Raw genomic sequence first — 22,494 nt, forward strand, 5'->3', positions numbered from 1 at the left:
CCACCTAAGGAGACTTCCATGCTGCATCGCAGACAAATGCTGACGGCCATGCTGGCCGTTGCGCTGCTTGGCGCCGCCGGCCATCAGGCCGCCGCGCATGCCGACACCTTTCCTTCGCGGCCGATCAAGTTCGTCGTGCCGTTCGGCCCGGGCAGCGGCACCGATACCTCGGCGCGCTATTTCGCCCGCCAGTTGCAGGAATTGACGGGACAGCCGGTGGTGGTGGAGAACAAGCCGGGTGCCAATGGCTTCATCGCGGTGAAGAACGTGCTGTCAGCGCCGGCGGACGGCTACACGGTGTTCATCGGCAGCAATTCGACGCTGGCGGTCAATGCGGCGCTGTTCAAGGCGCTGCCCTACGATCCCGTCAAGGATTTCGCGCCGCTGACCATGATGATGCGTTCGCCAGCCATGCTGGCCGTCAGCCCGCAGGCGCCCTATGGCACCCTGAAGGACCTGATCGCCTATGCCCAGGCCAATCCCGGCAAGGTGAACTTCGGCGCGGGATCGGCGGGCTACCAGCTGATGGGCGAATTGCTGAACGACAGCGCCAGCCTGAAGACGGTGCACGTGCCGTTCAAGGGCGCCAGCGAAGCCATCACGGCCGTGGCCTCGGGCACGGTGGACTACACCTTCGCCGAGGTGACGGCGGTGCAGGAACTGGCCAAGGACGGCCGGGTGAAGGTGGTGGCGGTGGCCTCGGACCAGCGTGTCGGGACCTCGCCCGACGTGCCGACCGCGAGCGAAGCCGGGCTGCCTGGGTTCGAGGCCTACACCTGGGTCGGCGCGATGGTCAGCGCCAAGACGCCGGCCGAGCAGACCGAACGCCTGGCGGAACTCTTCACCCGCATTTCGAAGATGCCCGAAACCCGCGCCTTCTATGAACGCCTGGGCGCCACGCCGATGACGGGCGGCCCCGCGCAGATGCACGAGTTCCAGCAGAAGGAGATCGCGCTATGGCAGCGCATCGTCAAGAAAGCCAACGTTCCCCAACAATGACGGAAGAGGCGTCCATGACGGCACCAGCCCTGCGGAATGTGAAGGTGCTTGACCTGTCGCGCGTGCTGGCCGGCCCTTGGGCCGCCCAGACGCTGGGCGACCTGGGCGCTGAAGTGATCAAGGTGGAGCGGCCGGGCACGGGCGACGACACCCGTGCCTGGGGGCCGCCCTACGTGACCGATGCTGCGGGACAGCCCACGGGCGAGTCGGCCTACTACATGTGCGCCAACCGCAACAAGCAGTCGGTCAGCATCGATTTCACCAAGCCGGAAGGGCAGGAGCTGGTGCGGCGCCTGGCACGGCAATGCGACGTGCTGATCGAGAACTTCAAGACCGGTGGCCTGGCGCAGTACGGCCTGGACTATGCCTCGTTGCGCGAGCTGAATCCCCGGCTGGTGTATTGCTCCGTCACCGGCTTTGGCCAGGATGGCCCCTATGCGCACCGCGCCGGCTACGACTTCCTGATTCAAGGCATGGGCGGTCTGATGAGCATTACCGGCCTGCCGGACGGCGTGCCCGGAGGAGGTCCCATGAAGGTGGGCGTGGCGCTGACCGACATCCTGACGGGGCTGTACGCCAGCACCGCCATCCTGGCTGCGCTGCAGGCGCGCGAGCACACCGGGCGCGGCCAGCATATCGACCTGGCCCTGCTCGACGTGGGCGTGGCCTGCCTGGGCAACCAGGCGATGAACTATCTGTACAGCCAGCAGGCCCCGCAACGCATGGGCAATGCCCATCCCAACACGCTGCCATATCAGGACTTCCCGACGGCGGACGGCCACATGATCCTGGCGGTCGGCAACGACGGCCAGTTCGCGCGGCTATGCGCCGCGATAGACCGGCCGCAATGGGCCCAGGACGAGCGGTTCGCGCGCAACGCGGCGCGGATCGCGCATCGGGATGAACTGATCGAAGGCCTGCGCGCCATCACCGTGACCCGCAGCACGCGCGAGTGGATCGCCTTGCTGGAGCAGCACGGCGTGCCTTGCGGGCCCATCAACACCATCGCGGACGTGTTCGAGGATCCGCAGGTCCAGGCGCGCGGACTCAGGATGAGCATGCAGCACCCGCAGGCCGGCGAAGTGCCGCTGGTCGCCAGTCCGATACGTCTGTCGGACACGCCGGTGAGCTACCGCCATGCGCCGCCGCAGCTGGGCCAGCACACCGACGCGATCCTCGCGCGCCATCTGGGCCTGAGCCCGGAAACCCTGCATACGTATCGAGTCAATGGAGTCCTGGGATGACAGCCCTGAATTCACTCGCCTTGCCGCTGACGCGCATTCCGCCCGAGGACGAGGCGTTGCGCCCCGTCGTGCGCGCCTTTCTGCAGGAAGCCGTGCGCGACATGCCGGCGCATCTGCGGGCGCGCTCCTGGGGCGGCTACGACACCGCTTTCAGCCGGCGCATCGGCGAGCGCGGCTGGATCGGCCTGACCCTGCCGCCCGAGTACGGCGGCGGCGGGCGCAGCGCATTCGCGCGCTATGTGCTGGTGGAGGAATTCCTGAACGCCGGCGCACCCGTCGGGTCGCACTGGATTGCGGACCGCCAGAGCGCGCCGCTCATCCTCAAGTACGGCACGGAAGCTCAGAAACGCTTCCATATTCCGCGCATCTGCCGCGGCGAGTCGTTCTTCTGCATAGGCATGAGCGAGCCGAACTCGGGTTCGGACCTGGCCAGCGTGCGCACGCGCGCCGTGCCCAATGAGGGCGGCTGGCTGCTCAATGGGCAGAAGATCTGGACCACCAACGCCCACCACTGCCAATACATGATCGCCCTGGTGCGTACCTCGGGCGCGCCGGAGGACCGGCACAAGGGCCTGTCCCAAGTCATCGTCGACCTGTCCTTGCCAGGCGTGACGGTGCGGCCGATCGAGGACCTGTCGGGCGACAGCCATTTCTGCGAAGTGTTCTTCGACAACGTGCAGCTGGGCTCCGACGCGCTGATCGGCGCCGAAGGGCAGGGCTGGGAGCAGGTGACGGCCGAACTGGCGTTCGAGCGCAGCGGTCCGGAACGGCTGTACTCCAGCATCGTGCTGTTCGATCAGTGGCTGGACTATGCGCGCCTGCCGGCCAATCGCACGTCCTCTGCGCAGCGGCTGGCCGGCAAGGTGCTGGGCCAGTTGACGCCGCTGCGCGCCATGTCGGTATCGGTGCAGGAGAAACTGACGCGCGGCGCCAGCCCCATCGTGGAGGCGGCGCTGGTCAAGGAATTGGGCACCACGCTGGAGCAGATGATCCCGGCCTGGATTGCTGAAGACCTGTACTCGCGCGAGGCCGAGGACATTCCGGTGGAATTGCTGATGACCTTGAAGTACGTGACGGAGGCCTCGCCTTCGTTTTCCTTGCGGGGTGGCACTCGCGAGATCCTGCGCGGCATGATCGCGCGCGGCCTGGGCTTGCGCTGAGGGAGCATGACATGAGCGACAACGATCTGTACGCCGATGCCGCGCGCCAGGTGCTGGCGGACCATTGCACGCCGCAGGCGGTGCGCGACATCGAGGCTGGCGGTGAGTCCGCCGGTCGGCTCTGGCGGCAGCTGGAGGAGGCCGGTCTGGCCGATGCGCTGGTGAGCGAAGACGAAGGCGGTTCCGGGTTGAGCCTGGAGCAGGTGTTCGGCGTGCTGGAGCAGTGCGGCGCGCATGCGTTGCCGTTGCTGCTGGGCGAAACCATGATCGCGCGCGCGCTGCTGCCGGCGCAGCTGCGGCCGGCGGGCAGCATCGCCCTGGCTCGCGGCCAGCAGCAGGAGGACGGCGGCTGGCATTGCGCGCTGGTGCGCGGCGGCCGCATGGCGGACAGCGTGCTGGCGCAGGCGGACGACGCCTGGCGCCTGCTGGATGCCGCGCAGGCGCGCCGGGAGCCGCAAGCGTTGGCGCTGGACGTCGCCATGCGCTGGGATGCGGCCCAGGTCGCGGCTGCGCCGATCGTGGCGCTGGACGCGGCGATCGACGTCCGCACCTTGCAGGCTTGCGTCGTCGCGCCGCAGATGGCCGGCGCGCTGGGCAGCGTGCTGGAACGCACGCTGCAGTACGCCAACGAACGCCAGCAGTTCGGCAGGCCCATCGGCAAGTTCCAGGCCATCCAGCATCAGTTGGCCGTGATGAGCGAGCACGTTTGCGCCGCGCGCATGGCCGCGCAGCTGGGATGCCATGCCCAGGGCGCGGTCCCGGATCGGCTGCGGGTCGCTGTCGCCAAGGTGCGCTGCAGCGAAGCGGCGCTGGCGGTGGCCGAACTTGCGCATGCGGTGCACGGCGCCATCGGTTTTACCGAGGAGTACGATTTGCAGCTCTACACGCGCCGCCTGCATGCCTGGCGCCAGACGGCGGGCAGCGAAGCCTACTGGCACGACGTGGCGGGAGAGGCGCTATTCGCGCACCATGGTCCGACCCTGGACCTGGTGCGCTTGATTACCGACGTTCCGGCCTGAGCCCGGCTTTCAGGAGATTCTTGCATGGCCTTTCTGCAGATTGAACGCGAGGGCGGCATCGTCGTCGCCACCATGAACCAGCCGGAAACACGCAATGCGCTGACCGGCAATACCGCGATCGAAGAGATCGTGCAGCTGTGCGCCGACATCCGCCAGGACGCGGGCGTGAAGGTGCTGATCCTGACCGCCACCGGGCCGATCTTCAGCTCGGGCGGCAATGTGAAGGACATGCGCCGCTACTTCGACGACGCGCTGACACCCGAGCGCATCTGCGAGGAGTACCGCCAGGGCATCCAGCGCGTTCCGCTGGCACTGCATGGCCTGGACGTGCCGGTGATCTGCGCCGTCAACGGCCCGGCCATCGGCGCCGGCCTGGACATCGCCTGCATGTGCGACATCCGCATCGCCGCGGACACGGCCACGTTCGCCGAGAGCTTCGTGCGCGTCGGCATTGTGCCCGGGGACGGCGGCGCCTGGTTGCTGCCGCGCGCGGTGGGCATGGCCCGCGCAAGCGAAATGGCCTACACGGGCGAGGCCATCAGCGCGCAGGACGCGCTGGCCTGCGGCTTGGTCAGCCGGGTGGTGCCGGCGGCGGATCTGCTGCCAACGGCGAAGACGCTGGCCGCCAAGATCGCTGCCAATCCGGGCGGCGTCATGCGCATGACCAAGCGTCTGCTGCGCGAAGGCCAGCACAGCAGCCTCGCGTCCTTGCTGGAGCTGTCCGCCAGTTATCAGGCGCTGGCTCACAAGACCGCGGAACACCGCGAGGCCGTTACTGCCTTCATTGAAAAGCGCGCGCCGCGGTTTTGAATGGCGGCGCCGCTGATGCGACGTTGCATCGGCAGCGCCGGATTTTGGCATCCGCAGCCTACTGCCCGCCCATATACGTCAGCGCGGAAGCCACCAGCGCCCGCACACCGACGCGCAGTGCGCTTTCATCGATGGCGAACTCCGGCGAATGGTTGGGCGCTCCGCTCTTGTCGCCGTAAGGTGAGGCATTGATGAACCAGAACACCGATGGCACTTTGCCGCTGACGCCATAGGCGCCGAAATCCTCGCTGCCCGTCGACGGCGCCGGCAGTTCCACGGCCTTGCCGGCTCCCGCCGCCGCCTGCCACGCTGGTATCAGTTTTCCGGTCAGGGGCTTGTCGTTGTCGACGACTTCGTAGCCTGTGTATATGTCCACCTTGGAATTCAGGCCGTAGGCTTGCGCGATGTGCTCGGCCCGCGCGCGGATGGCCTCGTGCACGATGCGCTGGTTGCGCGACGATAGCGAGCGCACGGTGCCCGCGAGTTCGGCGTTCTCGGGCAGGATGTTCGGGCGTCGTCCGCTTTGCAGCATGCCTAGGGATAGCACCGTGACGCCGTCGGATTGGTCCACCTTGCTGCTGGTTATGCCTTGCAAGGCCAGCGCCAGTTCGGCGGCGGGGACGAGTGCGGAGTTGGCGGTCCATGGCCTGCCGCCGTGCCCGCCGTTGCCATGCAACGAGATCTCGAAGCGATCGCCGCTGGCCATGGCGGGGCCGGCAAGGTAAGCGATGGTGCCGGACGGGGCACCGGCGCCGATGTGCTGGCCGAACACCACGTCCACTTTGGGATTCACCAGTACGCCTTGGGCAATCATGGCCTTGGCGCCGCTGGGTTCCTTGTCTGGGCCCCATTCTTCGGCGGGCTGGAACAGGAAGACGATGGTGCCCGGAAGCTCCTCGCGCATGGCCGAAAAGGCCTGGGCGGCGCCGAGCAGCATCGCGACGTGCGTGTCGTGGCCGCAGGCGTGGGACACCGATACCTGCTCGCCGCGCCAGGTGGCCTTGGCCTGGGAACGGAACGGCAGGTCGTTGCGTTCCTCGACGGGCAGGGCATCCATGTCGGCGCGCAACGCCACCACGGGCCCGGGCTTGCCGCCCTTGAGCACGGCCTTGATGCCGGTGCGCGCGATCCCGGTTTCGACCGTGATGCCCGGCATGGCGCGCAGGGCGTCGGCGATGTACTTCGCCGTTTCGGTTTCCTGATACGACAACTCCGGGTGCTGATGAATGTGGCGCCGCCACGCGATCACCTCAGGTTCGGTCTTGTCGGCCAGAACGAGGCCGGTCTGCAGCAGGTCCGTGCCGGCGGTGAAGGCGGGCGCCGCCAGGGTCATGCCCAGAGCCAGGCCGAGGCTCGCGGAAAACAGGCGGGGGATCGTGGTCATGCCTTGCTCCAGAAGAACGTTGCATTAGCCCCGTGGAGGGTGTCTAGCGGCGCGTCACCGCGGCGATGGCGCGCGCAACATACTCGATGTTGCAGTCGGTCAAGCCGGCCACGCACAGCCGGCCGGATTTGAGCAGGTAGACGGCGTGTTCCCGGCGCAGCGTGTCGACTTGCGGAGGACTCAGCCGCATATAGCTGAAAAGCCCCTGCTGCTGTTCGACGCAACGCCATGTCTCCGGCTCGCCGGTCAGTTGCGCCAACTCCATGGCCAGGCGGCCACGCAAGCCGGCCAGCCGCGTGCGCATTTGCTCCAGCTCGTCGGCCCAGAGTTGCCGCAGCGCCGGATCGTTCAGGACGGTGGCCACCAGCGCGGCGCCAAATGTGGGCGGGGTGGAGTAATTGCCCCGGATCAGCGACTTGAGCTGGCCGAGGGCGCTGTCCGCCGCGCCTTCATCGCGGCAGATAACGTGCAGCGCGCCGCAACGTTCGCCGTAGAGCGAGAAATTCTTGGAAAAGGAACTGGCGACCAGGCATTCCATACCGGCGCGAGCCATCATCCGGATAGGGGCGGCGTCCGCGTCCAGGCCGCCTCCGAACCCTTGGTAGGCAAGGTCGAAGAAGGGAATCAGCCTCTGCCGCGCAAAGAGCGCGGTGAGAGCGTCCCATTGGTCCGCGGAAAGGTCCACGCCGGTCGGGTTATGGCAACTGGCGTGCAGCACGACGATGGAACCGGCAGGCAGCGCCTGCAGGGCGGCCTGCATCTGCGCGAAGCGCACGGTGGCCGTCGCGGGGTCGTAGTAGGGATACTCGTGCACCGCGAAGCCCGCCTGGCGAAAGATCTGGCCGTGGTTCTCCCAGGTCGGATCGCTGACCCAGACCTCGGCCTCGGGGCAGGTGCGGCGCAGCAGGTCTGCGCCCAGTTTCAACGCGCCCGTGCCGCCGACGCTTTGCACGGTCACGATCCGTTCCGGTTCCGCGCTGTCCGTCCCGAACACCAACGATCTCGCGGCGTTGCGGTAGGGCGCCGATCCCGGGATGGGCAGGTAGGGATGCGGCTTGCCTGCCTGCAGCAGCATGTCGCTGGCCTGGCGCACGGCGCGCATTACCGGGATGCTGCCGTCCTCGGCGAAGTAGGTGCCGATGCTGAGACTGACTTTGTGGGGCGCGGGATCATTCTGGAAAGCTTCAACCAGCGCGAAGATCGCATCGCCGGCCTCGGCCGGCTGGGGAGAGAAAAGGGACTGCATGGAACTGCCTCATGGATGGGATGGCGGCCATGGCCAGGCCGGGATGTCAGCGCGACGGCTGTATTTGCACCGCCAAGGTGCCGATGCCTTCGATCGTCGCGCTGATTTCATCGCCGATCTTCAGGAAAGTGCCTTGTGGCGCGCCGACGCCGGCGGGCGTGCCGGTCAACACCAGGTCGCCGGGCTCCAGTGTCATGATGCGGCTCAGGGTCGCCAGCTGTTCGCGGATGTCGAAGACCATTCCGCTCGTGCGCGCGTCCTGCTTGAGCTGGCCGTTGACGCTGAGCTTCATCCCCAGGTCCATGGGGTCGCGGATGAAGGCGGCGGGTACCAGCCGCGGTCCGAGCGGGCAACTGGTGTCGTGCGCCTTGCCGGCCACCCAGTCCAGCTTGTAGAAGGTGTCGGGAGCCTTGTTGAGGTCGCGGGCCGACATGTCCACGGCAACGGTGTACGCCGCCACATGGTCCAGCGCTTCCTCCGGGCTGAGGTTCCGGGCGGTTTTGCCGATGACGAGCGCCAGTTCGATTTCCCAATCCAGGCGCTCGCAGGCGATGGGCATGCGCACCGTGGGGCCTTCGCCGACCACGGCCTGCCGCGGCGGCTTGAAGAAAAAGAACAGCCGCTGCGCCGACTTGTCGGCCGCGTTCGGCACGTTCATTTCCGCTAGGTGGTCGTGATAGTTCGCGCCGGCGCAGAGCACCTTGCCTGGATACTGCAGCGGAGCCAGGTGGCGGACCGGCTCGGCGATTTCGTGGCCGGCCAGCGCCGCGCGGCGAGCGGCCGCCTGTTCAAGCAAGGCCAGCGAACCCGGCCAGTCATCGAACAGATTCCGTACCGATGTGTCCAGGGCTGGCAGATCCAGCGCCCGGGCGCAGGCGGCCAAGGGATAGTGCTTGCCTTCGAGTTCCAGGCAGGCGACGGGACGCGAATCCACGTCCAGGGTAGTCAGAGCGAACATGGGTGATGATCCTGCGGGATTGAGTAAAAGACGGCGGCCGGATTCAATCGGCCACGAAGCCGGATTGGGCCACGGTGTCGCGCCATTGTTCGAACTGCTCGCGCGCCAGCGCATCGACTTTCTGCGGCGGTCCGCCGGCAGGTCGCATGCCCAGTTCGGCGATGCGGGCAGCCACGTCGGGGAGGGCAAGGATATCGGTCACCGCCGCGTTCAATTTGCCGATGACAGGCTCCGGGGTGCCGGCCGGTACATAGAGCCCAGCCCAGCCCGAGGTCTCCAGGTCGCCCAGGCCCAGTTCGCGCATGGTCGGCGTCTGAGGCAAGGCGGGTTCGCGTTGGGCGCTGAACGTCGCGAGCGTGCGCAGCTTGCCTGCCTGCGCCAGTGGCACCACTTCGCCAGCGTCCATCACGATGGCGTTGATATGGCCGCCCAGCAACGCGGTGACGGCGTCCTTGCCGCCCTTGAAGGCGACGTGCTCCAGCGGCGTGCCCAGGCGCTTGGCCAGCGATACGCCCAGAAAATGCTGCAGGCTGCCGGTGCCCGAGGTGCCGTAGAACGTCTTGTCGGGGTTCTGCCTGGCCCAGGCGCGGAATTCCTCGAACGAGGTGATGGGCGAATCGGCGGCCACGGCGAGCACGATGTCCCAGCTCACCAGCTGGGTTACGGGCTTCAGGTCGGTGAATGGCGCATAGCTGAGTTGCCGGAACAGATGCGGGTAGAGAAAGATGGCCACGCCGGGCGCCACCAACAGCGTGTTGCCGTCCGGGGCCGCGCCCTTGACCGCTTGAACGGCGATGCGCGTTTGCGCGCCAGGGCGGTTTTCAACCACCACTGGCCGATCCAGCCGACTGGGCAGTTTCTCCGCCACGATCCGGGCGATGCTGTCGAACGAGCCGCCCGCGGGCAGGCCGACAACCAGCTTGGCGGGCTGTTGCTGCGCATGGCTGGCCGTCGCCGCAAGCATGCTTGCCAACGCCAGGAACTTGAGGCGGGAAATCAGGGAGCATCGGCGGGGCGAGCCGCAATTTTCCTTGCGGATGGCGGACTGCGGACGAGCCGGATCAGGCTGCGCGGTGCCAGCGTCAGGCATGGCTATCTTCATTTTGTCTCCACGGTCTTTTTATTGGAATCGACCCTGGCGGTGATTTTAGGCGGATGGTGAAAACCGTCTAATGAAGATAAATCATCTGGTGAAAGCTAAATGGAATTCATGTGCGGAAGCCCTGCCGCAGCCGCCCAGACCTCGACCCGGTTGCGTCCCGCGTTCTTCGCCTGGTACAGGGCCTGGTCGGCCTTGGCCATCACCTGTTCCACGTCAGGGTCGTCGGACGGCCACAGCGCGACGCCGATGGACACCGTGATGTGTCCCGCCGCCTGCGGCATGGCGTGGCCGGCCGTTGCCGCCCTGATGCGCTCGGCGACCTTTTCGGCGGTGTCGCGCGAGGCGTCCGGCATCAGGACCAGGAACTCTTCGCCGCCGACGCGGCACGGCGCGTCTTCCGTCCGTACGCTGGCCCTGAGGATCGCGGCCAGCGCGATCAGGACCTGGTCTCCGACCGCATGCCCGAAGGTGTCGTTGACGCGCTTGAAGTGGTCCAGGTCCAGCGCCAGCGCCGCGAACGGCTGTAGCGTCTGCTGCTGGCGCGCGACCGCCAGCGCCAGGCCTCTGCGGTTGAAAAGGCCGGTCATGGGGTCGGTGATGGTGTCGGAGTTCAGCTTGTCGATGCGCCGGGTCTGGGAACTCTGGCTGGTCGTCACGGCATTCCTGAGGCGCGCCGCTTCGTAGTACCAGCCTTTGATCTTGCCGAGGTCGCTGGCGGAAGCGTCGGGCTGGTCCCGTTCAATGACCTGCGCCAGTTCCTCTAGGGGCCGGGAAATCCAGCGGCCCAACAGGTAGATCGCCAGGAACATGATCAGGCCCAGGGGCAAGGCGTAGAGCACGACCCGGCTCGTCAGGCTTTGCAGGGGGCGCAGCGTTTCGTCCAGCGGCCGTTGCGCCACTACGCCCCAGCCGCCGTGCTTGAGCGCGGCGTAGCCGGCCAGCATGTGATTGCCCAGGGTGTTGACCACGGGCATTGCGCCGGTCTCGCCGCGCAGCAGGGCGTCGACGGCCGCGTTGCTCTTTTCGCTGGTGCCGATGCGTTCCTTGTCCTTGTGGTAGATGATGGTCCCCGTGCCGTCGACGACATAGAGATAGGAGCCGTCGCGGTAGAAGTGTTCTCCCACCAGCTTGTCGAATTCGTTGCCTTGCCGCAGCGGCATGGCGGTGATGATCGTGCCGGCATAGGCGCCATGCGCGTCGGTGTAGGGTTCGGAAAAGGCCAGGACGAGCTTCCCCGCCATGCCTATGTAGGGCGTCGATATCTGGCCCTTCATGCGTTGGGGGCCGGACGCCAGTTGTTGCCGCACCAGCGTCTTGCCGTCGAAGCCGAGGTTGGGCGGCGCGGTGGCCAGGATGGTGCCATTCTTGTCGGTGATGGCCGCGGTCATGACGCCGTCGGCTTGATGGACCAGGCGCGCCAGCTCGTCTTCCAGCGCCGTCTTCGATCCCTGCAGGTGCGGCGCCCGCTCGGCGGAAAGGATCAGCTGCCGCTGTATGGATTCGATGTACAGGTCGGTGACTTCGGCCAGCTTGACCGCATAGGCCCTGTTGGCCTCGAGCGTGTTGGCGATCAGTTGTTCGCGCTGGACCAGATAGGCCGCGTAGAGCGTATTGACGAAGGCGATCAACCCGCTCGCCAGCGCCAGCACGGTGACGAGCCGGCGCAACTTCAGTCTGGGCATTGCAGCAGTGGCCAAGGCGAAGCTCCTTCAACAACGCTTCTGATCGGTGAATCGGGGCCCTTCGCGCCGGGCCGTGCCTGTTCGGCGCGCGTATGGAGCTTGCAGTTTTGCGGCAAGCCTGCGTCAAGTCAAGATGCCGGACCTGGCGACGTTTGGTCGAGGCAATTCCACGTTTCGTCGAAAAAAACGTGATCTCTCGCGGGCTCTGGAAAAAAATCGATCCGTTTTCGATTTGAGCCGATACAGCCGGGCCGGCGCGGGCGGGCCCAGGTTGCCAGCAAGGGATGAAACATGAAGAAGCCGACGAGCCGCAAGGCGGCGCGCAACTACACGCTTGCCGCATTCGGACAACCAACGCGTGCGATATGGCCCCAGCTGGGCTGGCTGCCGTCGATGTCGGCCACCGCCATCGGCCTGCTACTGGCACAGCCGGCGATGGCCGACATCACCTGTCCGCCGCCCAGCTCTTCCACGTCCGCCTCGTGCACCGTCTATTCCGACCAGAGCGGCAACGTGATCGTCGACTACACGGCGAATGCGGGCAGCGGTACCGGCGACGGCGGCTATGGCGGCAATTACCTGGTGGACAACGACGGCATGCTGGGGCCCAATCCGCCGCAATCGCCGTTGTTCGTGCGCCTGAAGGGCGGGGCGGGGTCGCCCGACGGCAATAGCGGCGGCACGGCTGGCGGCAATGGCGGCTACATCATCATCTCCAGCACCGGCTCCTCGTACATCAACGGCACGCCCGCGGAAACGGCGCAAGGCACGGCCCCGGGGATCTGGGACGACGCCAGCGCGCAGTTCGGCATCTATGGTGCGTCGGTGGGCGGCGTGGGCGGGACGCCGCCGGATGCGGTCCTGGGCGGCGGCAATGGCGGCCGGGGGGGCGATGGTTCGCTCGTCAGCATCGGTAACGCCGGGGAGGTGCAGGTGGTGAGCTTGCCCTATGGCGGCGTGGGCATCTACGGCGCGAGCATAGGCGGCGCGGGCGGCAACCAGGACAACATTGCCGGCAGCGATCAGGTGGGCGGCCACGGCGGCGACAGCAATGCCGCCAACATTACGAATACCGCAAGCGTCAGCGTATCTTCCAACAAGGCGGGCCGCTATGCCTGGGGCATAGGCGCGGAGTCCATTGCGGGCGACGGTGGCGTCTACAACGGCAAGGGCGGCACGGCGGGCGCGGCCAACACCGCCAACGTCACGATGATCACGAACAGCGGCAATGTGCAGGTCTCCGCGGATCTGCCGGGCGGCTCCACCAGTAATGCCTTTATCAACGGCGTGCGCGGCCTGTACGCCGCCAGCCAGGGCGGCGCGGGCTATACCTCCAGCGACGGCAGCGACGACGGCGGCGATGGCGGCGGCTTCAGCGCGGTCGCGGTCTTCAACCAGGGCAAGGTATCGGTCTCCAGCAATTCGGTCCCGCAGCCGGCCAGCCTCGCGGGGCTGTCGGGCGGCATCGTGGTGATCGGCCGGGGCGGCAATGGCGGCAAAGGCCCGCAGACCATCGTCGGCAGCAACGGCAGGGTGGGCGGCAAGGGCGGCTCGACCTCCATGACAGCCACCGTCGCGCTGAGCGACGGATCGTCGGTTGCCACCACCGGCGATTACCTGCCTGGCGTAAGCGTGGTCAGCGTGGGCGGCAATGGGGGCGCCGGTCGCGAAGACAGCGACGGCGCCAACGGCGGCAACGGCGGCACGGTGCAGGTCAGCATGGATGGCAGCGCCAGCATTTCGACTTCCGGCACGCAGTCCCACGGGATCGCCGCGCGCAGCTACGGCGGCACGGGTGGCGGCGTGGAGACCAGCAGCGGCGTGGTGGATTTCCGGCCGGAGAATGCCGGCGTCGGCGGAGCGGGCGGCACGGTCAACGTGACCACGGGCGACGCTTCCAGCGGCAGCGCGGGCGGCAAGATCCAGACCCAGGGCGGCTATGCGATCGGGATCCTGGGCCAATCGATGGGCGGGATCGGCGGTACCACCACCGACAGCTTCGAGCTGTTTGGCAACGCAGGAGCCGATGCCGGCAACGGCGGCGCCAGCGGCACGGTCAACATCGATAGCCGCAGTTCCATCTCGACCATCGGGGTCTCGTCCCACGGCATCGTGGCGCAAGCCATCGGCGGCGGGGGCGGCACGGCGGGCGCCAGCGGCGGCATCATCGCGGTGGGCGGCGGCGGCGGCAGCGCGGTCGCCGGCGGCACCGCGATGGCCACGCAGAACGGCCTCTTGAGCACCAGCGGCTCCGCGGCCATGGGCATGGTCGTGCAGTCGATAGGCGGGGGCGGCGGCGATGGCGGCAGCGCCAATGGCGTGGCGGTGGTGGGTGGCACGGGCGGCGGCGGCGGCGCGGGCGGCCAGGCGACCGCGAACCTGGGCAGCTACTCGGTCCAGACCCAGGGCGACCATGCCTACGGCATCGTGTCGCAGGCGGTCGGCGGCGGCGGCGGCACGGGGGGCGCGGCTTCCGCCTACGACGCCGGCGTGGGCTTCACCATGGCGGTCGCAGTGGGCGGCACGGGAGGCGGTGGCGGCGCCGGCGGCGTGGCGGCCGCCAATGTGACCAACGCCACGGTCTCGACAGGGGGCAGCGACGCGCATGGCGTGATCGTGCAGTCGGTCGGCGGCGGTGGCGGCGCGGGCGGCGCCTCGGTGGCGCAGGCGCTGACCCTGGCCGTGCCCGCCCCCGACGCCTCGTTCGGCGTGGCGGTCAGCTTCGCCGTGGGCGGCTCGGGCGCCAACGGCGGCGCCGGCTCCAGCGCCGTGGCCGTCTTGGACAATGCCACCATCGCGACGCAGGGCGCCAATGCGCAGGGCGTCATCGTGCAATCCATCGGCGGCGGCGGCGGCCTGGGCGGCAGCGCGTCCGCCACGTCCACTGTAATTGGAACCGGCGATTCCATCGGAGGATCGCTGCAGGCGGCATTGGGCGGCAGCGGCGGCTCAGGCAGCCCGGGCGGCGCCGCGTCGCTGACCATGAAGGGCGGCAGCGCCACCACCTGGGGCGACTCCGCCAATGCGATCCTGGTGCAGAGCGTGGGCGGCGGCGGAGGCGCCGGCGGCATAGGCTCGGCCACGGGCCGCAGCGCGGGCACGGCAGCCAACGTCTCGATCACGGCGGGCGTGGGCGGCATAGGCGGGGGCGGCGGCGATGGCGCGGCCGCCAACCTGGCGACGGATGCCGACAGCTGGCTGACCACCCATGGCGACGGCGCGCGCGCCGCGCTGGTGCAATCCATAGGCGGGGGCGGCGGGGCGTCGCAGGGCGGCCAGGTCGGCCTGCAAGTGAGCACCGGGGAAGAAGACGGCAACATCGATTTTTCGGGATCGGTGTCGGTGGGGCGCGGCGGCCTGGCAGGCGGCAACGGCGGCGCGCTGGCGCTCGACAGCGACGGCAAGATCATCACTTACGGCGCCGACGCGGACGGCCTGCTGGCGCAAAGCATAGGCGGCTCGGGCGGCCTGGGCGGCGCGGTCGGCGGCGATAGCGGCGGCTCCAATTCCCTGCCCGAGGTGGACGATGCCGGAACCGGCTACAAGCTGGACGTCTATGTCGGCGGTTCCGGCGGCAAGGGCGGCAATGGCGGCGCCATCGGCAGCAGCAGCGCGCCGGCCAGCCTGGGTGCCTACATCCAGACCTATGGCGACTACGCCGACGCGGCGGTCCTGCAGTCCATCGGCGGCGGCGGCGGAGCGGGCGGCGCGTCCACGGTGTCCTCCAGCGTCTCGACGTCCAGCGTGACGCTGGCCGTGGGCGGCCGGGCAGGCGGCGGCGGTTCGGGGGGCGACATCACGGCCTTCCTGAACGGCAATGGCGGCAACAGCTTCAATACGCAGGGCTATGGCGCGATGGGCCTTGTGCTGCAGTCGGTCGGCGGCGGGGGCGGCACGGCCGGTTCCGGATCGCCGCGGGCCAGCGGCCAGATGTCGCTGGGCGGGCTGGGCGGCGCCGGCCAGACTGGAGGAAACATCACGGTCACCGGCGGCAGCTGGGCCAGCATCCTGACCCAGGGCGACAGCGCTTACGGCATGGTGATGCAATCGATCAGCGGCGGCGGCGGCATCGCGATGGCGGGCAGTTCAGCATCGGCCGCGAATCCAGGCAGCCTGCAGTTCGGCATGACCGCGGGCAACGTCAGCGGAGGCGGCGGCAATGGCGGCGCCATCAATGTCACGACCGGACTGGACCTCAGCACCCATGGCGCCCGGGCCATCGGCGTGATCGCTCAGTCCATCGGCGATGGCGGCGGCATAGCCACCACTGGCGCCGCAAGCGGCGTCGGCTCGATCGGGCTGGGCAGCCGGCGCGCCTCGGGCGACGTCTCGAACGGCGGCAGCGTCACGCTGGACCTGAGTTCCAGCGTGACGACGTATGGCGCGGGCGCGCACGGCATCGTCGCCCAGTCCATCGGCGGCGGCGGGGGCATCGTGGGCGACGTGGCCCAGCCCATCCAGCTGAATCCCGCGGGCTTCGCCACGCCGTCGATTGCCTTCTACGGCGGCGATGGCGGGGCGGTCAGCGTGAAGTACGACGGCTCCCTGCTGACCAATGGCGACCAGGCCTACGGCATCATCGCGCAATCCGTCGGCGGCGGCGGCGGGCTGGCGGGCGGCCCGCAGGGCGGCTTTGCGGGGTCCGTCGGATACGGCGGCGTCGCGGGTCCCGTGTCGGTCACGCAGTCCGGCACCCTGAAGGCGAGCGGCTCGGGCTCGGTCGGCATCTTTGCGCAAAGCGACGGCGGCGACGACGCGCAGGCGGTCAATGTCGTGGTCAACGGCGCCGTGCAGGGCGGGTCGGGCGCCGGCAGCGGCGTCTGGATCGTCGACGGGGCAAGCAACCGCCTGACCGTCAACGCCGGCGCCACGCTGGCCGCGCTGTCGGGCGTGGCGGTGCGCTATGACGGCTGGTCCGGCGTGGCCATCGACAACTACGGCACGCTGTCCGGCAGCGTGCTCTGCTCCAGCACCGGCTCTGGCGGCGGGTGCTCGCTAAGCAACCACGCGGGCGCAACGGCCACCGATGGCGTCACCTATGACGCCAAGGTTGCCAACGAAGGCCTGATCGTGCTGGGCGAGCCGGCCCAGTTCCAGACGCTGACGGTCAGCCGCAGCTTCAGCCAGACCGGCGGCGGCGTGCTGCGCGCCGACGTGGATTTCGACGCCATGCAGTCTTCGCGCATGGTGGTGCAGGGCGACGCCGGCCTGGACGGCGCGGTGGACGCGCGGCCGCGGGCGCTGCTGCCCAACCGCGAGCTCGCCGTCGTGACGGTGCAGGGCAATTCGCAGGGCGCATTGCAAGCCGTCGACAGCCCGGTCTACGACTATCAGACGCGCCAGGTCGGACAGGACACGCGCATCACCGTCGCGTCCGCCGATTTCAATGCGCCGTCCATGGACTTGAAGGCGAACCAGAGCCAGGTGGCGAACCACCTGCAACGCATCTGGAACGCCGGCGGCAACTCGGCGCTGGCGCCGTTGTACGCGCAGCTGGATCTGGCGTCGCGCCAGGGCGCCAGCGCCTATCGCGACAGCGTCGCCAGCCTGTCGCCGGGTGTGACGGTCGCGCCGGCGCTGCAGTCGGCCGTGAACCTGGGGCAATTCACCGGCGCGATGATGTCGTGCCCGACCTTCACGGCGGCGGATGCGCTGACGGGCGAACAGAACTGCTTCTGGGGGCAGGTCAGCGGCCGTTCCACCAGGCAGGACGGCAGCCGCGGCACCTCGGGCTTCGACTACGACACCGTCACGTACCAGTTCGGCGGCCAGCGCGAGATCAGCCCGGGCTGGTTCCTGGGCGGTTCGGCCGCCTACGAGAGCAGCCGCGTGCGCGCCAGCGACGGCAGCGTGCGTGGCAGCGGCGACAGCGGCTACGCCGGCGTGGTGGTGAAGCGCCAGGACGGTCCGTGGGTCTACGCCGCGGCGCTGGGCGGCGGTTACGGCGGATACCGCATGGACCGGAACATCGGCATCGCCGGCTACCAGGAGACCGTGAACAGCCGCCCGGACGTGTACGGGTTCAACGCGCGCCTGCGCGTCGCGCGCAGCTTCGTGCATGGCGACCTGTACGTGAAGCCCTACGTGGACCTGGATTTCAGCTACACGCGCATGCCGGCGTACCAGGAGTCCGGCTCCAATCCGCTGGCGCTGTCGGTCGACAGCAACGACCAGTTCGTCGTGGGCGTGTCGCCCATGATCGAACTGGGCGGCCGCGCGGAACTGAAGAACGGCGCCATGCTGCGCCCGTTCCTGTACGCCGGGGCTTCCATACTTTCGCAGAACGATTGGACCTCCAGCGCCAGATTGCGCGGCGCTCCGGCCGGGACGGGCATGTTTGGCACCTCGCTGCCCATCGATGACCTCGTCGCCCGGCTCGGCGCGGGCCTGCAGGTGATGAAGGCGGGCGGCGTGGATTTCCGCCTGCAGTACGACGGCGTGTTTTCCGAGCATGTGCGCAGCAATAGCGCCACGCTGAAGGTGTCGGTGCCGTTCTGACCGCGTCAGCGTTGCGCCACCGCGCGCCGCAGCCGCTGCGACGCGACCCGGCCCAGCACGACGGGGGCGACGCCGTTGTTGAAGGCCACCTCTGTCTGCGCGCCAGGAAGCTGCGACACATGGGAGATATGTTCCAGATTGATGATGACGGACCGGGACAGGGCGCAGAAGGGCGGGCAGGGCAGTTGCGCGGCCAGGCGCTTGAAGGTGATGTGCATCAGTTCGTTGGCATGGACTGCGCTGCAAAGCAGCACGTAGTCTCCCTGAGCCTGCGCCAGGCTCAGCTCATGGACCTTGATGAGCTTGGTGCCGCTGCGGGTGCGCAGCGCGAGATGGCCGGCGGCGCGTGGACGCAGCCGCGCCAGCGCCTGCGCGAGCCGGTCCGGTCCGACTGGCTTGAGCAGGTAGTCCACGGCGGCAATGTCGAAGGCGCGGGCGGCGTAGTCGCTGTGCGCCGTCACGAAGACGACGGCGGGCGGGGTTTCCAGGCCGTCCAGCAGATCGAAGCCGGTGCCGGTGGTCAGCTCGATATCCAGGAACATGGCGTCCGGGCGATGCTCGCGGATCAGTGTCCGCGCCTGTTCGGGCGTAGCGGCTTCGCCCGCGACATGGACATCGGCCTCGGCTTCGAGCAGCCGGCGCAGGTAGCGTCGCGCCGGGGCTTCATCGTCGACGATCAGCACGCGCAGCATTTTTCTCCCAGGCGCCTTGCAGTGGCGGGTATAGTCGTCCGGTCTGGCACGCGGGTAAATATAAGGCCTGCGCGCCTTCCAGAGAACCCTTTGCATGACGTCAACGAGCGGGCCCGGAGGGCGTGTCCATGAAGCTCACATCCATCAGCCAAGGCTTGAGTCCTGGAGAATCTTCGCTCGGATTCTGGCGGGCCCAGACGCTGGGCTGGCTGTTTCTGGCGATCGTGGGCTTCTTCATCCGGCTGGCGGTATTCGGCAATGCCACGGCGGCCTTCTGGCTGACGGCGGCCCTGGAGCCGCTGGCCTTTGCCCTGACCAGCGGGGCAGCCGTGCTGCACGGACGCCGCTCGGAGCAAGATGATCCGCCGCTGCTGGTCCTGGCCTGCGCGGTGCTGTTCTGCCTGACGGCCTCGGCGCTGTTGGCTTCTATTGCCTACGGGGTCCACAGCCTGTTTCCGCCCGGCACGATCCGGGTCTTGCCGGGCAATCAATACCGGTTGGGCTTTCTCTACTACATGGGCATGCTCTCCATCTGGACGCTGATCTACTTCGGCGTGTCGGCGGAACTGAGCGCGCGCACCGAACGCCTGTCCAAGATGAGGGCTGAAGCGCGCTCCCTGAAGCTGGAACTGGAGCACCTGCAGTTGCAGATAGAGCCTCACTTCCTGTTCAACTCGCTTAACACCATCGTGGCGGAAATCGCGGAGCGTCCCGCCATCGCGGAAGAGATGACCCGCAGCCTGGCCGAATACCTGCGCTATTCGCTCGACAGGCGCGGGCGCGGACTGTCCAGGCTGGAGGAAGAGATCGAGGCCGCGCAGGCCTATGTGCGCATACAGGCGTTGCGCTTCGACAAGCGGCTCGAATGCCGCTGCCACATCGATCCCGCCACGCTGGAAATCAACATCCCGCGCATGACGCTGCAGGGTCTGGTGGAAAACGCCATCAAGCACGGCATGCGCGCCGAACACGAGGATTTTCCGATCTGCATCCGTACGGGGTTGCAAGGAGGCGATCTGGTGATCGAGGTCGACAACCCCGGGCGTCTGCGCGCGCCTTTCGATCTTGCCAACGGGGGCGGCGGCTTGGGGAATCTGTGCCGCCGCCTGGCGCTGCGCTATCCGGACAGGCACGAGTTCCTGCTGGAGCAGCGTGGAGCGATGACTGTTGCTCAAGTCAGGCTCAGGGGCGAGCCTGATTCCGTCTAGCGGACGGCGTCCGTTGCCAATGAAACTGGAGGCGCGGGCTGGAATCGAACCAACCTTTGCGGATTTGCAATCTGCTGCATAGCCACTCTGCCACCGCGCCGTTTATTTTGTCATAGGACATATATAATTATGTTCGAGTGCAGAAAAAAGCGCAAGCGGCAACCCACAGACAGAGGACAGCAATGCAGTTCCAGTTTCCCATCGTCATCATCGACGAGGACTTCCGCTCGGAAAACACCTCCGGCCTGAGCATCCGGGTTCTGGCCGAAGCCATCAAGGCCGAAGGCTTCGACGTGCTGGGAACCACCAGCTACGGCGATCTCAGCCTGTTCGCGCAGCAGCAAAGCCGCGCCAGCGCCTTCATCCTGTCCATCGACGACGAGGAGCTTGCGCACGGCGAGGGCGTGGCGCCGGCGCTGCTGGCGTTGCGGGAGTTCATCAACGAAGTGCGGCGGCGCAACGCGGACGTGCCGATCTACGTCTACGGGGAGACCAAGACCGCGCGGCATATCCCGAACGACATCCTGCGCGAGTTGCAGGGCGTGATCCACATGTACGAGGACACGCCGGAGTTCGTGGCGCGGCATCTGATCCGCGAGGCCCGGGCCTACCTGGAAGGCGTCAAGCCTCCATTCCTGAAGGCGCTGCTGGATTACGCCGAGGACGGCTCCTATTCCTGGCACTGCCCGGGGCATTCCGGCGGCGTGGCGTTCCTGAAGAGTCCGGTGGGCCAGATGTTCCATCAGTTCTTCGGCGAGAACATGCTGCGCGCCGACGTCTGCAACGCGGTGGAAGAGCTGGGCCAGCTGCTGGACCACAATGGCGCCATCGGCGCAAGCGAGCGCAACGCGGCGCGCATCTTCAATGCGGACCATTGCTACTTCGTCACGAACGGAACCAGCACCAGCAACAAGATCGTGTGGCATCACATGGTGGCGCCTGGCGACGTGGTGCTGGTGGACCGCAATTGCCACAAGTCGATTCTGCACAGCATCATCATGACGGGCGCCATTCCCGTGTTCCTGCGCCCCACGCGCAACCATTTCGGCATCATCGGCCCGATACCACGCAGCGAGTTCGACGTGGCGGCCATCCGCCAGAAGATCCGCGCCCATCCCTTGCTCCAGCACGTGGATGCCGACGAGGTCCGTCCGCGCGTGATGGCGCTGACGCAGTCCACCTACGACGGCATCATCTACGACACCGAGGCGATCAAGGCGGCGCTGGACGGCTACGTGGACGCGCTGCATTTCGACGAAGCCTGGATGCCGCACGCGGTCTTCCACCCGTTCTATGGCGCATATCACTGCATGGGCAGGCAGCGCGCGCGGCCCATGGAGTCATTGGTGTTCTCCACGCAATCCACGCACAAGCTGCTGGCGGGCATCAGCCAGGCCAGCCATGTGCTGGCGCAGGACTCCATGACGCGGAAGCTGGACCGGCACCTATTCAACGAAGCCTACTTGATGCATACCAGCACCAGTCCGCAGTACGCCATCATCGCCAGCTGCGATGTGGCCGCGGCCATGATGGAGCCGCCGGGCGGGACGGTGCTGGTGGAGGAGAGCATTGCCGAGGCGCTGGATTTCCGGCGCGCGATGCGCGAAGTCGGCACGCATTTCGCGGCCGATGATTGGTGGTTCCAGGTGTGGGGGCCGGAGACGCTGGCGCCCGAAGGCATAGGCACCCCCGAGGACTGGATCATCCGTGCCGGCGACGGCGGCGCGTCCTGGCACGGCTTTGGAGAGCTGGCCGACGGCTTCAACATGCTGGATCCGATCAAGTCCACCATCGTCACGCCGGGGTTGGACCTTGAGGGAAACTTCGCCGCCAGCGGCATTCCCGCGTCCATCGTCACCAAGTTCCTGGCCGAGCACGGCGTGATCGTGGAGAAGACCGGTCTGTACAGCTTCTTCATCATGTTCACGATAGGCATCACCAAGGGCCGCTGGAGTTCGCTCCTGACGGCGTTGCAACAGTTCAAGGACGACCATGGGCGCAACCAGCCGATGTGGCGGATCCTGCCGGAGTTCTGCCGCAAGCACCCCCGCTACGAGAACATGGGCCTGCGCGACCTGTGCCAGCACGTGCACCAGACCTATGCCAGGCACGACATCGCCCGGCTGACCACGGACATGTACCTGACGGACGTGACGCCCGCGATGAAGCCCTGCGACGCCTATACCTGTATCGCGCAGCGGCGTACCGAGAGGGTGGAAATCGACCACCTTGAGGGCCGCGTCACCACCAGCCTGATCACGCCGTATCCCCCGGGCATACCCCTGCTGATTCCGGGCGAGGCGTTCAACCGGACCATCGTCGATTACTTGAAGTTCTCCCGCGAACTGAACCGGGAATGTCCGGGGTTCGGCACGGACATCCACGGCTTCGTGGAACAGCGCGATGCCGACGGAAACCTGCGCTATTACGTTGATTGCTTGCGGTGAGCACGCTTTATGCGGACCGGAAATCCATGTCAAACTTACGCCTCG

14 protein-coding genes and 1 tRNA gene are annotated in these 22,494 nt (G+C 67.5%); 8 read left to right on the plus strand and 7 right to left on the minus strand.

Annotated features, from left to right (window positions below; all coding sequences use genetic code 11):
* The first annotated feature begins 18 nt into the window (after window positions 1-18).
* Genes HWY37_RS02710 through HWY37_RS02730 form a run of 5 tightly spaced genes read left to right on the plus strand, consistent with a single transcriptional unit; the run spans window position 19 to window position 5,232 of the window.
* Window positions 19-999: a Bug family tripartite tricarboxylate transporter substrate binding protein gene (locus tag HWY37_RS02710; protein WP_175207089.1), complete on the plus strand. Its 981-nt coding sequence runs from the start codon at window positions 19-21 to the stop codon at window positions 997-999.
* Window positions 996-2,243, plus strand: coding sequence for a CaiB/BaiF CoA transferase family protein (locus HWY37_RS02715; RefSeq protein ID WP_175207170.1), 1,248 nt, complete (start codon window positions 996-998; stop codon window positions 2,241-2,243). The genes HWY37_RS02710 and HWY37_RS02715 overlap by 4 nt, the downstream gene beginning before the upstream one ends.
* Window positions 2,240-3,403, plus strand: coding sequence for an acyl-CoA dehydrogenase family protein (locus tag HWY37_RS02720; RefSeq protein ID WP_176087800.1), 1,164 nt, complete (start codon window positions 2,240-2,242; stop codon window positions 3,401-3,403). The genes HWY37_RS02715 and HWY37_RS02720 overlap by 4 nt, the downstream gene beginning before the upstream one ends.
* Before the next feature lie 11 nt (window positions 3,404-3,414).
* Complete coding sequence (locus HWY37_RS02725) at window positions 3,415-4,422, plus strand: acyl-CoA dehydrogenase family protein (protein WP_175207087.1); 1,008 nt, start codon at window positions 3,415-3,417, stop codon at window positions 4,420-4,422.
* A gap of 24 nt (window positions 4,423-4,446) precedes the next feature.
* On the plus strand, window positions 4,447-5,232 hold the full coding sequence (locus HWY37_RS02730; protein ID WP_176087801.1) for a crotonase/enoyl-CoA hydratase family protein: 786 nt from the start codon (window positions 4,447-4,449) through the stop codon (window positions 5,230-5,232).
* Between the two features lie 58 nt (window positions 5,233-5,290).
* Here HWY37_RS02730 and HWY37_RS02735 read toward each other — a convergent pair whose 3' ends face one another.
* From HWY37_RS02735 to HWY37_RS02755, 5 genes are all read right to left on the minus strand, one after another.
* Window positions 5,291-6,616, minus strand: a complete 1,326-nt coding sequence (locus HWY37_RS02735) for a M20 metallopeptidase family protein (protein ID WP_343060911.1) — start codon at window positions 6,614-6,616, stop codon at window positions 5,291-5,293.
* A gap of 43 nt (window positions 6,617-6,659) precedes the next feature.
* Complete coding sequence (locus HWY37_RS02740; protein WP_175207084.1) at window positions 6,660-7,862, minus strand: amino acid aminotransferase; 1,203 nt, start codon at window positions 7,860-7,862, stop codon at window positions 6,660-6,662.
* 46 nt (window positions 7,863-7,908) lie between these two features.
* On the minus strand, window positions 7,909-8,820 hold the full coding sequence (locus tag HWY37_RS02745) for a fumarylacetoacetate hydrolase family protein (protein ID WP_176087802.1): 912 nt from the start codon (window positions 8,818-8,820) through the stop codon (window positions 7,909-7,911).
* 43 nt (window positions 8,821-8,863) lie between these two features.
* Window positions 8,864-9,922: a Bug family tripartite tricarboxylate transporter substrate binding protein gene (locus HWY37_RS02750; RefSeq protein ID WP_176087803.1), complete on the minus strand. Its 1,059-nt coding sequence runs from the start codon at window positions 9,920-9,922 to the stop codon at window positions 8,864-8,866.
* Window positions 9,923-10,017: 95 nt separating this feature from the next.
* The gene (locus tag HWY37_RS02755; protein ID WP_176087804.1) at window positions 10,018-11,619 is read right to left on the minus strand and encodes a sensor domain-containing diguanylate cyclase; all 1,602 of its coding nucleotides are present in this window, start codon (window positions 11,617-11,619) and stop codon (window positions 10,018-10,020) included.
* Window positions 11,620-11,895: 276 nt separating this feature from the next.
* Between HWY37_RS02755 and HWY37_RS02760 the strand changes: the two genes are divergently transcribed.
* Entirely contained in the window at window positions 11,896-18,102 is a 6,207-nt protein-coding gene (locus HWY37_RS02760; protein ID WP_176087805.1) for an autotransporter outer membrane beta-barrel domain-containing protein, read from the plus strand.
* 5 nt (window positions 18,103-18,107) lie between these two features.
* Here the strand turns inward: HWY37_RS02760 and HWY37_RS02765 are convergent, their stop codons facing one another.
* The gene (locus HWY37_RS02765) at window positions 18,108-18,794 is read right to left on the minus strand and encodes a LytR/AlgR family response regulator transcription factor (protein ID WP_175207633.1); all 687 of its coding nucleotides are present in this window, start codon (window positions 18,792-18,794) and stop codon (window positions 18,108-18,110) included.
* A 128-nt stretch (window positions 18,795-18,922) separates the two neighbouring features.
* Between HWY37_RS02765 and HWY37_RS02770 the strand changes: the two genes are divergently transcribed.
* Window positions 18,923-20,002 (plus strand): sensor histidine kinase, encoded by a 1,080-nt coding sequence (locus tag HWY37_RS02770; RefSeq protein ID WP_176087806.1) that lies wholly within the window; start codon window positions 18,923-18,925, stop codon window positions 20,000-20,002.
* Window positions 20,003-20,028: 26 nt separating this feature from the next.
* On the opposite strand, the gene HWY37_RS02775 is transcribed toward HWY37_RS02770, so the two are convergent.
* A tRNA-Cys gene (locus tag HWY37_RS02775) sits at window positions 20,029-20,102 on the minus strand.
* Between the two features lie 82 nt (window positions 20,103-20,184).
* Between HWY37_RS02775 and HWY37_RS02780 the strand changes: the two genes are divergently transcribed.
* Window positions 20,185-22,449 (plus strand): Orn/Lys/Arg family decarboxylase, encoded by a 2,265-nt coding sequence (locus tag HWY37_RS02780; RefSeq protein WP_176087807.1) that lies wholly within the window; start codon window positions 20,185-20,187, stop codon window positions 22,447-22,449.
* The last annotated feature ends 45 nt before the right edge of the window (window positions 22,450-22,494 follow it).

It is taken from the genome of Achromobacter anxifer, from assembly GCF_903652925.1.
Taxonomy (GTDB): domain Bacteria; phylum Pseudomonadota; class Gammaproteobacteria; order Burkholderiales; family Burkholderiaceae_B; genus Achromobacter; species Achromobacter anxifer.

Bases quoted from the DNA above. Each gene is read 5' to 3' on its own strand.
- HWY37_RS02710 (WP_175207089.1), top strand. From the start codon at position 19: ATGCTGCATCGCAGACAAATGCTGACGGCCATGCTGGCCGTTGCGCTG.
- HWY37_RS02715 (WP_175207170.1), top strand. From the start codon at position 996: ATGACGGAAGAGGCGTCCATGACGGCACCAGCCCTGCGGAATGTGAAG.
- HWY37_RS02720 (WP_176087800.1), top strand. From the start codon at position 2,240: ATGACAGCCCTGAATTCACTCGCCTTGCCGCTGACGCGCATTCCGCCC.
- HWY37_RS02725 (WP_175207087.1), top strand. From the start codon at position 3,415: ATGAGCGACAACGATCTGTACGCCGATGCCGCGCGCCAGGTGCTGGCG.
- HWY37_RS02730 (WP_176087801.1), top strand. From the start codon at position 4,447: ATGGCCTTTCTGCAGATTGAACGCGAGGGCGGCATCGTCGTCGCCACC.
- HWY37_RS02735 (WP_343060911.1), bottom strand. From the start codon at position 6,616: ATGACCACGATCCCCCGCCTGTTTTCCGCGAGCCTCGGCCTGGCTCTG.
- HWY37_RS02740 (WP_175207084.1), bottom strand. From the start codon at position 7,862: ATGCAGTCCCTTTTCTCTCCCCAGCCGGCCGAGGCCGGCGATGCGATC.
- HWY37_RS02745 (WP_176087802.1), bottom strand. From the start codon at position 8,820: ATGTTCGCTCTGACTACCCTGGACGTGGATTCGCGTCCCGTCGCCTGC.
- HWY37_RS02750 (WP_176087803.1), bottom strand. From the start codon at position 9,922: ATGAAGATAGCCATGCCTGACGCTGGCACCGCGCAGCCTGATCCGGCT.
- HWY37_RS02760 (WP_176087805.1), top strand. From the start codon at position 11,896: ATGAAGAAGCCGACGAGCCGCAAGGCGGCGCGCAACTACACGCTTGCC.
- HWY37_RS02765 (WP_175207633.1), bottom strand. From the start codon at position 18,794: ATGCTGCGCGTGCTGATCGTCGACGATGAAGCCCCGGCGCGACGCTAC.
- HWY37_RS02770 (WP_176087806.1), top strand. From the start codon at position 18,923: ATGAAGCTCACATCCATCAGCCAAGGCTTGAGTCCTGGAGAATCTTCG.
- HWY37_RS02780 (WP_176087807.1), top strand. From the start codon at position 20,185: ATGCAGTTCCAGTTTCCCATCGTCATCATCGACGAGGACTTCCGCTCG.